Source organism: Salinisphaera sp. SWV1 (assembly GCF_052044155.1).
Taxonomy (GTDB): Bacteria; Pseudomonadota; Gammaproteobacteria; order Nevskiales; family Salinisphaeraceae; genus Salinisphaera.
On sequence record NZ_JBQDYE010000066.1, the window covers coordinates 1 to 10,647 of the forward strand.

A 10,647-nucleotide genomic window follows, 5' to 3' on the forward strand; every position below is an offset into this window, starting at 1 on the left:
GTCGGGATTTGCACCCTACAAGCCCGAAAATTGGACAGAAATTGACCAAGGCCCGAATCCGAACCTACGGCAGACGAGTCTCGGGACATAATTTGGCTTCTATTTCAGCAGCGCCTTAGATACTTGCGCGTTGTTTTAGTTTTGGCCGGCTTTGCGAGCCTTGCCCTCTATCCACTGATGGTGCTCTCGAGCCTAGGGTCAGGTCTTGTATCGTGAACGCAAGACCAAAACCAACGCAGCGATGCGGGTCAGGTCTTCTGTTGAGCGCACAACACAAGACCTGACCCCGAAGCCCGCGCGGCAGGAGCCGCCCGGCACCAGGCCGAGCATCAACCCCGGCGCTTCAGCCGAGCCGCGACCATGCGTCAGCCGGATGCGGAAATCGCGATGAAAACCATAAAGCAGCACATCGAGCCATTCGGCGACCGGCACGCACGGATTCCAAAGCAGCGAGCCATAGCCGAAGACCCATACACCCGCATCGAGATCGGCGGCCGGCGGGCGCTGCGCCAGCATCGCGCGAATCGAGCCCTGCATCTTATCGTCGCTGATCATCGCGACGTCCGGATGCGCCGTGGCCAGCGCTTGGCGTAATTCATCCCGTTCAAGCACCTCGCGGGTAATCCCGTTGGGCAGCGGACGATTACATGGGTCGGATCGTGTCATGCCGTCATTATTACGCCGACCGGGCGCGGCTGACCAAAAGCGTGAGGCAAACCAATGCAAAAACGGCACGGTCCATATTGCCCGCTCAGCGAACCGCGCCAGGCAAAAGACGGGCGCTTACATCGATCGCCCTGGCAGGCTGTTCTGACTCAGAGCGGAAACCGTGGTCTGTCCAAAAATGTTCACACGAGGTGATCCATCAGCCATGACTTCGCCGGCAGTTCGCTTGCGCTCAATCGGTTTCGGCGGTCGCTAAAATGAACAGCCGAGGGAACGGCAACAGCACGGCGCCATCGGCCAGGATCGGATAAGCGCCGTCGAGCGCCTCTCGATACGCCGCCAGGAAAGCCGGCTCGTCCGCAGCCGACAGTCGATCGAGATACGGGCGCAGCGCCGAACCCTTGAACCACTCGACTACCCCATCGATGCCCGCGGCAAGCCGATGATAGTACGTCGTACACCATACGTCGACGAGCCCGGCGTGGGCATCCAGGCGCTGCACGTACCAAGCCGCATCATGACGCGGCGCACGCAAGGTGCCGACGTCGTCGAACACGCCGGCCCATCGGGGCCAGCTGGCCACCTCACGCATCAGGACATGGGCCGGTTCATCGAGATTGTCCGGCATCTGCACCGCGAGGCGCCCGCCCCCTGCCAATTGGCCGAGCAGACGCGGAAACAGCCGCTCGTGATCGGGTAGCCACTGCAACACGGCGTTGGCCAGTATCAAATCGGGCGGTACGTCGGGCGTCCACTCATCGATATCGATCGCCTGGAAATCGATAGCCGGCAACCGCCTTCGTGCGGCCGCGATCATATCGGCCGAACTGTCGATACCGTAGATCGACGCCTGCGGATATCGCTGTCGAAGCAACACCGTCGAATTGCCGGAGCCACAGCCAATATCGACCGCCCGGTTAACACCGGCCTCCGGCAAGTGCGACAACAGATCGACGACCGGCCGATTCCGGTCTGTTTCGAACTGCGAATACTGATGCGCGGACCAGCTCACGTTAGACACCCACCGTAAATCGTCATCGGCACGACCTGGGTCGCGTCAACGAAACCACGACGATCGTAGCACTAAAAATCATCGGAGATGCTCGGCCCGAATGCAAATCGAATCTTACCCGCTTGCCATGCCAACGTCGCGTCGATCCAGATCTTCTAGATGCGAAACATCCACAACTCGAAAACCAAAACGCTTTACTGCGCCCATAGCACGCACGAGGCGAAATCAGACCCAGGAGTGTCAAAGAAATCGGAAGGCCATTCATGCACGATCCAAGACCCGACCGGACAGCCGCCTGCAAAGTCGCGGTCTGCCTCTACTGTTACGGCGTCGACGCAAAAGGCAAGACCTGACCCTAAAACCGCTGCCAACTCGCGTCTATGTGTTCTACCAGATAGTCGATGACTGCTCGCATCTTCGGAATCGAAAAGCGCGTTTGCGGATAAAGTATATAAGCATGACCAGCATAAGCTGCTTGGAAATCCCAATCCGCTAGTACTCGCTCAGCAGCGCCACTGGCTAACGTTTCATGGGCCACAAAGTGGGGGATACACCCAATACCGAGATCCGCCAAAACACCGCCCAAGCGCAATTCGCTATGGTTGGCAACATATCGGCCGTGGACGACTACTTCCGCTGTCTCTTTACCTCGCTTGAAGAACCATCGGTTATCGCGCTCTTTCTCCCCCAGGTAGAGACAACTATGATTCACGAGGTCGTGAGGATGTTCAATTTTCGGCGTTTTATTTAAATAGTGAGAAGTCGCACATAAAATTGGTTGGACCGGCATCAGGCGCCGAGCCGCAAGGCCGAGAGGCGGTTCGTGGGTGAGCCGAATTACAAGATCAATCCCATCACGGATAGGGTCTACATCTCGGTCGACAACAAGCAACTGGATATCGATCTCCGGGAATTCTTCCAAGAATTTGCTGATCACCGGATGCAACACGTGACGTGCAAAGGCTTTTGGCGCGCTGATCCGAACCGTACCTCGGGGTGAACTAGCGTATTGGTCCGCGACCTGCATTGTCTCCTGTGCTGCCCGGACCAAATCACTGCAGCGTGCAAACGCCTCCAGTCCTGGTTCAGTCAGTCGCAGTTGCCGAGTGGTGCGGAACATCAATTGAACCCTCAATACTCGCTCTAGACGTTTAACCCGGCGACTCACGGCCGACGGCGTCATACCGAGCTGACGTGCCGCTGCCGAAAAGCTTCCCAATTCGGCCACTCGAAGAAACGCCACCATCTCAGGTAATACTTCGAGAAAATCATTTGTTCCCACAGGGCAAAACTCCTAGTCCACGAACACAACTAGTATAAAACAGTTATTTGTCCAGAATGGAGGTACCTAACGCTCATTCTGCATAAGGCGTCAGTTTATTTATGACACGAAATCGCATTCGAAGCTTGGACGATCTTATCAACGTAGCTAAAAAGTCGCGGCATGTTCTGACGCTCGTCAGCGGAGGGCTGGATAGTACATACGTTCTTGACGCTCTTTCCTCTCTCGACTGTGAAATTACTGCTCTTTCAGTAAATGTCGGAGAAGGTAAAGCTTATGACGATCTACGCTCTATTACAGATCATTTTGGGGCGAATTTGGAGGTGATCGACTGCCAAGAGGAATTCACCGCCGACGCTGTACTTCCAGCGATAAGGGCGCAAGCAAAATATATGGGCATATATCCAATCAGCTCATCACTCTCGCGGCCGATTCTTGCTCGAACCGCAGTGCGGCTTGCTAAAAAATTAGACTGCGATGTGATAATTCACACCGCGAACCAATCCGAAAATAGCTTACGTCGGCTGAACGGTGCAATCCAGCAACTGGGATTTAGAGGCTGGTACGGGACACCGTACGAGCTATCTTCGATCTCTAGAAAAAAGAAAATAAGTGAGTTAACAGCTAAAGGACTGGAAAGATTTTATCGACGTGAAATCAGCGGCGATGCAAATCTTTGGTGTCATGAATTCGAATCCGGCGCACTAGACAATCCTGAGTCTTTCGCAGTTCCAAAAGAGCTATTTACTTGGACTGCCGGGAGCGAAACACACGCCGCATGCCGCGAAATCACCATCGGTTTTCAAGCCGGCGTTCCTATCTCACTCGATGGCCAGTCGATTCCACTCAAAGCCCTTATAGATCGACTAAATTATGATGCCGGCAGCTTTGGCATTGGCCGCTATTGCGGACTAGAGCACCTCGAGTTCGGTGAAAAAGTTCTGGAAGTACGTGAGGCGCCAGCAGCAACACTATTGATGAACGCAGCACGCCATCTGGAGACTGCAGTTCTGGATGCGGAATTTCTCCGCGAGAAAATCAATCTCGAACAGCTTTGGGTACGTGAGGCGATTGAAGGAAGATGGTTTGGAGCGCTTCGAGAGGCGCTCGATAGTTTCATGCTGTGCGTAGCCAAGCGAGTGACAGGAAGCGTCTCTTATCGTCTTAGGCCCGGCATAGCTGAAGCGTATGCGATCAAAGCGGATTGCCCCTTGTATTTGACCGATCGAGACGCTTGGGAATTTACTGTCGCGCAGCAAGCCGGTCGCCAACAAATCGGAACACTCATTCCTGTCGTTGAAAGGATTGTCGCATGAATATGCCTGCGAACCACGTAAAAGAATCCATTGAACGTTCAGTGGTCTCTAATGTACGTGACCGAGGCTTTATATTTATGCCCGGCGAGCAAACGGAATCTTGGCTATCCTCGAATGGGGAACAATTGGCGAGTTTTAGAAACTACTGGCATTCCCTCACCTTAGATCGCCATATGGCCGATGGCGGCACCTACCGTACGCGCCGATATGGTGAATTTTCGCTGAGGCGCCCCGACTCACTACACCATTTGCCAAATAAAGCTTACGAACAACCGCTCGACGTCAATCCTTTGAATGGCGGCGTAAAACGGAATTTTGATCCTTTAGAGCCTGGTTTTCGGGATCATTGCATTTTGCAAAATCTGCTTGGAAGTATCGCTGATGTGGTCGATACGATTGAGATGCAAGTGTGTCAGTGGAATATCAAACTTCACCCCTACCGCATTCTCTCACGAGAGCAAAACGCCGGGTTGCCTACCCCTGAAGGCCTGCATCGTGATGGTGTCGATTATATCGCCATGATGTTGGTCAAACGTCTGAATATCACAGGCGGTGAAACGTCGGTAACTGACTCCCAGCACGACGTTTTATGGCAGGGTGCATTGTCGAACCCGATGGATATCGTCATCGCTGACGACCGCCGAACTATGCACTCCGTAACGCCAGTAACACCAGTCGATTCTGACGCCGAAGCCTACAGGGACGTATTGATCGTAGCGTTCGAAAGAGTAGATGATGTCACAGCGAGCTGAAACCGCAGTTCAATCAAAGACATTTTCACCGCGTCAATCTATCAGTTGGATAAGCGTGGGAGTTCCCGAGTGCATGCTACTTGTAGTAGCCGCAACTTGGGGCAGTAGCTACTCGGCTACCAAGCTGGCAACATATGAGCTACCCGTGCTCGGTTTTCTGGTCCTTAGATTCGGTCTGACGTTTTTGATTCTTTTGCCGGCGTTGGGGCCGCTTTTCGGAGCGCAATGGCGTCGTAAATTGCTGATAGGCTGCTCCTTAGGGATTAACCTATTTGCTGTTTTCCTGTGCGAAACATTTGGCGTCACACTAACTTCGGCAGCGAATGCTGCGTTCCTGATCAGTTTGTGCGTTGGATTCACGCCACTGGTCGAGCGAATATTATTTAACAAGCCAATTGCAAAGTCGATTATAGTGACAGTCGCCCTCTCTATTCTTGGGGCAGCTCTCCTCTCTTTTAATTCGAAGTCAAATTTTTCATTCGGTTGGGGCGATGGGCTCATGCTGTTGGCAGCTGTGCTGCGCGCTGTGATGGTATGTCTAACGAGACGGTTAGCCGCTGATCATGTTCTGCCGGCACTCACGCTGACTGTGATTCAGGCCGGTGTTATCGCTCTAGGCAGTATTGTTCTGCTGTGCGTAGGTCCTGCCGTCGGTGGCGATACGCTATCCCAAACCATCGTTAATATATCAAACGAGTCCATTAAATTTTGGATGGAGATAGGATATCTCGTGCTTTTCTGTACGATATTCGCTTTTTTTGCGCAGAATTTTGCCGCTTCCCGTACGAATCCGACAAGAGTTTCATTGCTGATGGGCAGTGAGCCGGCTTTTGGAGGCTTGTTCGCAGTCATCTGGTTAGGGGAATCAGTTTCTTTTACGGGCTGGATTGGCGGAACCTTGATTGTAGGCGCTACGTGCGTGGCGAGTGTTCTCAAAACCAGGTGAGAATCGAGGTCAAGCTGAGGCTTCGGGGTCAGCATCTTCGCCGGATTGGCCATGTGCGAAGGTACGTCCGCGCCGCTGCTCCTGAACCCAGGTATCAGGGTCTTTCATGTCATCGCGATCCGTCCAAATACCGACCAGGCCGGAATCGCTGAATCGCCGTTTTGATGAGTCCGGCTCGGCCGGGTTCGAGGTGTTAAGCCGTCGAAGCACATAGTCCCGAAGACTCAGGCCTCTGAGGGATGCTTCGGACTTGATTGCGCGATGTAGTTCATCCGGTATGTCGATGCTTAGTCTACTCATGCCGCATTCCCACAAATGTTCAGATCCACATTAGCGCGCAGCATTGGCCATGGCAACTCGAAGGCTGATCGCTCTTAAAAAAGGCCGGCAAAAAGCCGGCGTTTGTTCTGACGCGAAACGTAGCGCCGCTACTTTTCTTCTTCGGAAGATACAGATCCGTCAGCGTCGCGCGCCATGCCGGCCGCTTCGGCCGGTGTCGGGGGCGGATGGCTCGCGGGCTTATGGGCTCAGATTTTTCGATGTCCGTCGCCAGCTAAGTCGGGCTAGTCCAGTAGCTTGGGCGCCGATGCAAGTGCGCAATCGCCACGACGCTGATCGTGCTTTCTTCTATCCGATAGATCACACCGTACGGAAACCCGTTGACGAGGCAGCGCCGCGTTCGTCGGCTGAACGGCGGGTAGGCCTCAGGAAACTTTGCGATTCGTTGCAGGGCTGCCTGGATAGCGAGCCGATAGCGTGCGCCGAGACCCGGGAGCTGGTGCTCGTAGTACGCAATCGCTTCGTCGAGCTCTGCTTCTGCGGCCTCGTAAAAGCGGATATCCAAGGCTAACCGTATTTAGCGAACACCTGCGATGCCGGGGTCGACTTCATTTCACCCCGGTCGACGGCGTCGATACGTGCCTCGGCTTCTTTCGCCCATAGGGCGTCGACGTCCCGATCGGGTCGATCGAGACTGGCGATCAGTTCTTCCACCAACGCCGCTCGCTCATTCGCCGATAGGCTGAGCGCGTCTTCCAGTAGCTTGTCGGTGTTCGTGGCCATGGCGTTCGATGAGCTCGATGGGTTGCGAAAAGAATAGAACCGTAAGTGATGTGAGTAAATTCACGAACCGATTTGAAACCGCACGCTGGCGAGTTCCCAAAAAAAGGCCGGCAAAGTGCCGGCCTTTAGTCTTACGCGAAAAGCAGGCGCCGCTACTTTTTCTTCTTCGGAATATACAGATCCGTCAGCGTCCCCGCCTCGGCCTCGGCGGCCATGCCGACCGTTTCGGCGAGTGTCGGGTGCGGGTGGATCGTGAGCCCGATGTCGTGGGCGTCGGCGCCCATTTCGATCGCCAGACAGGTCTCGGCGATCAGGTCGCCGGCGCCCGAGCCCACGGCACCGGCGCCGATGATGCAATAATAAGGGACAGACCACGATTAATCGTCAACGAGATCATGCCGCATGATGCCGATGCACTTCCTCCAGATCGTAATCAGCCTGCAACCCCATCCAGAATTTCTCACTTGTACCGAAATACCTCGCCAGCCTCACGGCAGTATCGGCACTGACCGCCCGTTTTCCCAGCACTATCTCGTTGATACGGCGGGGCGGTACGCCGATCGCATTGGCCAGCCGTGTCTGGCTTAGCTGCATCGGCTTGAGAAATTCTTCCAGCAGGACTTCGCCGGGATGGATGTTCGCTAATTCGGTCATGACAACACCTCAGTGGTAATCGACGATTTCCACGTCATCAATCTGTCCGTCGTTCCAGATAAAGCAAAGCCGCCATTGCTGATTGATTCGGATACTGTGTTGGCCGGAGCGTTTGCCTTTGAGTGCTTCGAGCCGGTTCGCCGGCGGCACACGCAGATCATCCAGCGTCGCCGCGTTATCCAGCATACGAAGTTTGCGCCGAGCCACGTTCTGGATATCGGCCGGTAACTTCCTTGAAGCCCGCCCGCGCCAGATACGCTCTGCCTCTCGATCTCGGAAACTGCGGATCATGGCTAAACATAACGCGCCGCGTTATGTAACGCAACGCGTTATGGTGCCTTCTGCCGACAAAAAAGGCCGGCAAAAGCCGGCCTTGAGTCTTGCCCGAAAAGCAGCGCCGCTACTTTTTCTTCTTCGGAATATACAGATCCGTCAGCGTGCCCGCCTCGGCCTCGGCGGCCATGCCGACCGTTTCGGCGAGTGTCGGGTGCGGGTGGATCGTGAGCCCGATGTCGTGGGCGTCGGCGCCCATTTCGATCGCCAGACAGGTCTCGGCGATCAGGTCGCCGGCGCCCGAGCCCACGGCACCGGCGCCGATGATGCGGCCGTCGGCGCCGAACAGCAGCTTGGTGCTGCCGTCGGTGGCGTCCAGGCCGATGGCGCGGCCGTTGGCGGCCCAGGGGAAGGCGCTCTTGGTGTATTCGATGCCTTCCTTCTTGGCCTGGGTTTCGGTGACGCCGGTCCAGGCGACTTCCGGATCGGTGTAGACGACCGAGGGGATGCACTTGGCGTCGAACGCCGCTTTTTCGCCGGCGCAGCATTCAGCCGCAACCTTGCCCTGGTGGGTCGCGCGGTGGGCGAGCTGGGGTTCGCCGGAGACGTCGCCGATGGCGAAGATGTGCGCGACGTTGGTGCGGCACTGTTTGTCGACCGGGATGAAACCGCGCTCGTTGACTTCGAGGCCGGCGTTCTCGGCGCCGATCTTGTGGCCGTTGGGTTTGCGGCCGACGGCGACCAGCACGCGGTCGTAGTTCTTGGATTCGGGCGCGTCCTTGCCTTCGAAGGTTGCCTTGAGCGCTTTCTTGTTGGCCTTGAGGCCGGTGACCTTGGTCGACACCCAGATGTTGCCGCAGCGCTTGTTCATGCGCTTGGTGAGCGGTTTGATGAGGTCCTTGTCGGCGCCCGGGATGAGGCTGTCGGTCATCTCGACCACATCGACCTCGGTGCCGTGGGCGGCATAGACGTTGGCGATCTCGCAGCCGATGATGCCGCCGCCGACGACCAGCAGGGAGCCGGGAATTTCGTCGGGCGAGAGCGCTTCTTCGGAGGTCCAGATGCGTTCGTCTTCGGGCCAGCCGGGCAGCATGACCGGCTCGGAACCGACCGCGATGATCGCCTTGTTGAAGGTGAGCTGGCTGACCTCGTCGTTGCCGTCGATCTTGAGCGTATGCTCATCGGCGAAGGTGCCGGTGCCGTTGACGACGTTCACCTTGCGCTTGGCGGCCATGGATTTCAGGCCGCCGGTGAGCTGGTCGATGACGGACTGCTTGTAGTCCAGCAGCTTGGCGAGATCGATCTCGGGCTTGCCGAAGGTGACACCGTGGCTGGCCATGTTGGCCGCGTCTTCAATCACCTTGGCCGAGTGCAGCAGGGCCTTGGACGGAATGCAGCCGACGTTCAGGCACACACCGCCAAGCACGCTGTGGCGCTCGACCAGGGTGACGTTCAGGCCCATGTCGGCGGCACGGAAGGCGGCCGTGTAGCCGCCGGGGCCGGAGCCCAGCACGAGCACGTCGCAATCGTAGTTGTGCTTGTCGTTTTTTGGGTCGCTGGCGGGCGTGGTGGCCTTGGGCTCGGACTTCGGCGCGCTCCCGGACGAGGCCTTGGCGCTGTCGCCGCCGGATTTGGATTCGCTCTTGGCCGGCTTGCCGCCACCGCTTGCAGAGGCCACCAGAGCGATCAGGTCGCCTTCGGATACGGTGCTGCCTTCTTTGACCTTCAGTTCGCGGATGGTGCCGGCGACGGTGGAGGGCACTTCGAGCGTGGCCTTGTCGGATTCCAGCGTGATCAGGGGCTGTTCCTTTTCGACCGTGTCGCCCTCGGCCACCAGCACTTCGATGACTTCGACGGAATCGAAGTCGCCGATGTCCGGCACCTTCACCTCGACGGTTTCGCCGCTACCGCTGTCGTCAGCTTCGTCACCGTCGCTGTCGTCGGCTTCTTCGGAAGGCTCGTCGGCGCCACGGGGTTCGTCAGACTGCTTGTCGGCTTCGGCGGTGTCGCCGGCCGGCTCTTCGTCGCCATCGTCATCGCCGGATTCGTCCTCGGCCTCGACGGTGGCGATCACGTCGCCTTCGGAGACCTTGTCGCCCTCGGCGACTTTCAGGCTCGTGATCCGGCCGGCGGCGGTGGAGGGCACTTCCAGCGTGGCCTTGTCGGACTCCAGCGTGATGAGCGGCTGTTCCTTCTCGACCGTATCGCCTTCGGCGACAAGCAGTTCGATGATCTCGACCTCGTCGAAATCACCAATGTCCGGGACTTTGATTTCCTGCGCCATGGTTTAGCACCTTCGACCGACTACGAGCCGATCCTTGCGTTCTGGTAATCGGGCCGACCGGAATCGTACGAAGATCCGGCCGACCCGGCGCGAGTCAGTTCGTTGCAAGCCAAGGCGCGGCGATCGCGGTGTAGCCACGCTACCCGAGTGAGCCGCAACGCCGGATTGCGACGAACCGGCCGCGGCCCTATAACAACAACGTTCTCAGATCCGACAGCTTCTCGCTGATGAACCCGGTGATCCGCGCCGCCTTGGCCCCGTCGATCACGCGGTGATCGTAGGAGAACGACAGCGGCAGGATCAGCCGGGGTTCGAACTCCGAGCCGTTCCAGACCGGCTGCCAGCTGTGCTTGGACACGCCCAGAATGCCGACCTCGGGCGAGTTGACGATCGGCGTGAA

General features: G+C 57.0%; 13 protein-coding genes and 1 pseudogene. 3 read left to right on the forward strand and 11 right to left on the reverse strand.

Translation table 11 applies throughout. The features are described 5' to 3' along the window. Window positions 1–198: 198 nt before the first annotated feature. The 3 genes from ACS8YF_RS18860 to ACS8YF_RS18870 form a co-directional block, all read right to left on the reverse strand. Window positions 199–666 (reverse strand): gamma-glutamylcyclotransferase, encoded by a 468-nt coding sequence (locus ACS8YF_RS18860; RefSeq protein WP_440851655.1) that lies wholly within the window; start codon window positions 664–666, stop codon window positions 199–201. A gap of 232 nt (window positions 667–898) precedes the next feature. Continuing rightward, window positions 899–1,678 (reverse strand): trans-aconitate 2-methyltransferase, encoded by a 780-nt coding sequence (gene tam / locus ACS8YF_RS18865; protein ID WP_440851656.1) that lies wholly within the window; start codon window positions 1,676–1,678, stop codon window positions 899–901. A 355-nt stretch (window positions 1,679–2,033) separates the two neighbouring features. Beyond that, complete coding sequence (locus ACS8YF_RS18870; RefSeq protein WP_440851657.1) at window positions 2,034–2,960, reverse strand: LysR family transcriptional regulator; 927 nt, start codon at window positions 2,958–2,960, stop codon at window positions 2,034–2,036. Between the two features lie 125 nt (window positions 2,961–3,085). Between ACS8YF_RS18870 and ACS8YF_RS18875 the strand changes: the two genes are divergently transcribed. The 3 genes from ACS8YF_RS18875 (at window position 3,086) to ACS8YF_RS18885 (ending at window position 5,974) form a co-directional block, all read left to right on the forward strand. Further along, the gene (locus ACS8YF_RS18875) at window positions 3,086–4,276 is read left to right on the forward strand and encodes an argininosuccinate synthase-related protein (RefSeq protein WP_440851658.1); all 1,191 of its coding nucleotides are present in this window, start codon (window positions 3,086–3,088) and stop codon (window positions 4,274–4,276) included. Further along, window positions 4,273–5,028 carry a 2OG-Fe dioxygenase family protein gene (locus ACS8YF_RS18880; RefSeq protein WP_440851659.1) on the forward strand — a complete coding sequence of 252 codons (756 nt, stop codon included), beginning with the start codon at window positions 4,273–4,275 and terminating at the stop codon, window positions 5,026–5,028. The genes ACS8YF_RS18875 and ACS8YF_RS18880 overlap by 4 nt, the downstream gene beginning before the upstream one ends. Window positions 5,029–5,101: 73 nt before the next feature. Then, complete coding sequence (locus ACS8YF_RS18885) at window positions 5,102–5,974, forward strand: DMT family transporter (RefSeq protein ID WP_440851667.1); 873 nt, start codon at window positions 5,102–5,104, stop codon at window positions 5,972–5,974. A gap of 9 nt (window positions 5,975–5,983) precedes the next feature. Here the strand turns inward: ACS8YF_RS18885 and ACS8YF_RS18890 are convergent, their stop codons facing one another. The 8 genes and pseudogenes from ACS8YF_RS18890 to ACS8YF_RS18925 all read right to left on the reverse strand — a co-directional run. Next, complete coding sequence (locus tag ACS8YF_RS18890; protein ID WP_440851660.1) at window positions 5,984–6,274, reverse strand: hypothetical protein; 291 nt, start codon at window positions 6,272–6,274, stop codon at window positions 5,984–5,986. A gap of 253 nt (window positions 6,275–6,527) precedes the next feature. Beyond that, window positions 6,528–6,818, reverse strand: a complete 291-nt coding sequence (locus tag ACS8YF_RS18895; RefSeq protein WP_440851661.1) for a type II toxin-antitoxin system RelE/ParE family toxin — start codon at window positions 6,816–6,818, stop codon at window positions 6,528–6,530. 2 nt (window positions 6,819–6,820) lie between these two features. Beyond that, window positions 6,821–7,036, reverse strand: a complete 216-nt coding sequence (locus ACS8YF_RS18900; RefSeq protein WP_440851662.1) for an addiction module protein — start codon at window positions 7,034–7,036, stop codon at window positions 6,821–6,823. Between the two features lie 152 nt (window positions 7,037–7,188). After that, a pseudogene (locus ACS8YF_RS18905) lies at window positions 7,189–7,389 on the reverse strand (dihydrolipoyl dehydrogenase); the annotation flags it as partial. 40 nt (window positions 7,390–7,429) lie between these two features. Beyond that, the gene (locus ACS8YF_RS18910; protein ID WP_440851663.1) at window positions 7,430–7,690 is read right to left on the reverse strand and encodes a HigA family addiction module antitoxin; all 261 of its coding nucleotides are present in this window, start codon (window positions 7,688–7,690) and stop codon (window positions 7,430–7,432) included. A gap of 9 nt (window positions 7,691–7,699) precedes the next feature. Further along, window positions 7,700–7,981 (reverse strand): type II toxin-antitoxin system RelE/ParE family toxin, encoded by a 282-nt coding sequence (locus ACS8YF_RS18915; RefSeq protein ID WP_440851664.1) that lies wholly within the window; start codon window positions 7,979–7,981, stop codon window positions 7,700–7,702. A 109-nt stretch (window positions 7,982–8,090) separates the two neighbouring features. Then, window positions 8,091–10,247: a dihydrolipoyl dehydrogenase gene (lpdA, locus tag ACS8YF_RS18920; RefSeq protein WP_440851665.1), complete on the reverse strand. Its 2,157-nt coding sequence runs from the start codon at window positions 10,245–10,247 to the stop codon at window positions 8,091–8,093. A 187-nt stretch (window positions 10,248–10,434) separates the two neighbouring features. After that, on the reverse strand, window positions 10,435–10,647 hold a 213-nt coding region (locus ACS8YF_RS18925; RefSeq protein WP_440851666.1), incomplete at its 5' end, for a 2-oxo acid dehydrogenase subunit E2.

Excerpts from the sequence above, each read along its gene's own strand:
- ACS8YF_RS18910 (WP_440851663.1), bottom strand. The coding sequence starts at position 7,690 with ATGACCGAATTAGCGAACATCCATCCCGGCGAAGTCCTGCTGGAAGAA.
- ACS8YF_RS18890 (WP_440851660.1), bottom strand. The coding sequence starts at position 6,274 with ATGAGTAGACTAAGCATCGACATACCGGATGAACTACATCGCGCAATC.
- ACS8YF_RS18900 (WP_440851662.1), bottom strand. The coding sequence starts at position 7,036 with ATGGCCACGAACACCGACAAGCTACTGGAAGACGCGCTCAGCCTATCG.
- ACS8YF_RS18885 (WP_440851667.1), top strand. The coding sequence starts at position 5,102 with ATGCTACTTGTAGTAGCCGCAACTTGGGGCAGTAGCTACTCGGCTACC.
- ACS8YF_RS18880 (WP_440851659.1), top strand. The coding sequence starts at position 4,273 with ATGAATATGCCTGCGAACCACGTAAAAGAATCCATTGAACGTTCAGTG.
- lpdA (WP_440851665.1), bottom strand. The coding sequence starts at position 10,247 with ATGGCGCAGGAAATCAAAGTCCCGGACATTGGTGATTTCGACGAGGTC.
- ACS8YF_RS18860 (WP_440851655.1), bottom strand. The coding sequence starts at position 666 with ATGACACGATCCGACCCATGTAATCGTCCGCTGCCCAACGGGATTACC.
- ACS8YF_RS18915 (WP_440851664.1), bottom strand. The coding sequence starts at position 7,981 with ATGATCCGCAGTTTCCGAGATCGAGAGGCAGAGCGTATCTGGCGCGGG.